Source organism: Rugamonas fusca (genome assembly GCF_014042365.1).
Taxonomy (GTDB): domain Bacteria; phylum Pseudomonadota; class Gammaproteobacteria; order Burkholderiales; family Burkholderiaceae_D; genus Rugamonas; species Rugamonas fusca.
In genome coordinates this window covers 1-259 of sequence record NZ_JACEZS010000097.1, presented here as the reverse complement: position 1 = coordinate 259, position 259 = coordinate 1, and the positions used below count along the sequence as shown (strand labels likewise).

1 tRNA gene is annotated in these 259 nt (G+C 43.6%); it reads left to right on the top strand.

Features of this window, described 5'->3' with window-relative positions:
* The first annotated feature begins 19 nt into the window (after positions 1–19).
* Positions 20–95: transfer RNA gene (locus H3H36_RS26480), tRNA-Ala, on the top strand.
* The last annotated feature ends 164 nt before the right edge of the window (positions 96–259 follow it).

Sequence of the window (259 nt, the reverse complement as noted above, 5' to 3'; positions counted from 1 at the left end):
GTCCAACCAGCCCTACCAGGGGGGATTAGCTCAGCTGGGAGAGCACCTGCTTTGCAAGCAGGGGGTCGTCGGTTCGATCCCGTCATCCTCCACCAAAGGTTCAAGTAAAAGCGCAAACGTAAGCCATAAGCGGTTTAGGTTTGATCTTTTAGAGATCAAGTGCTGTATGTTCTTTAACAATCTGGAAGAAGTAAAAGTAAAGATTATTTATTGATCGTTTTACTGTAAAAGGTAGAACGATGGGTAATGATTGTATGTA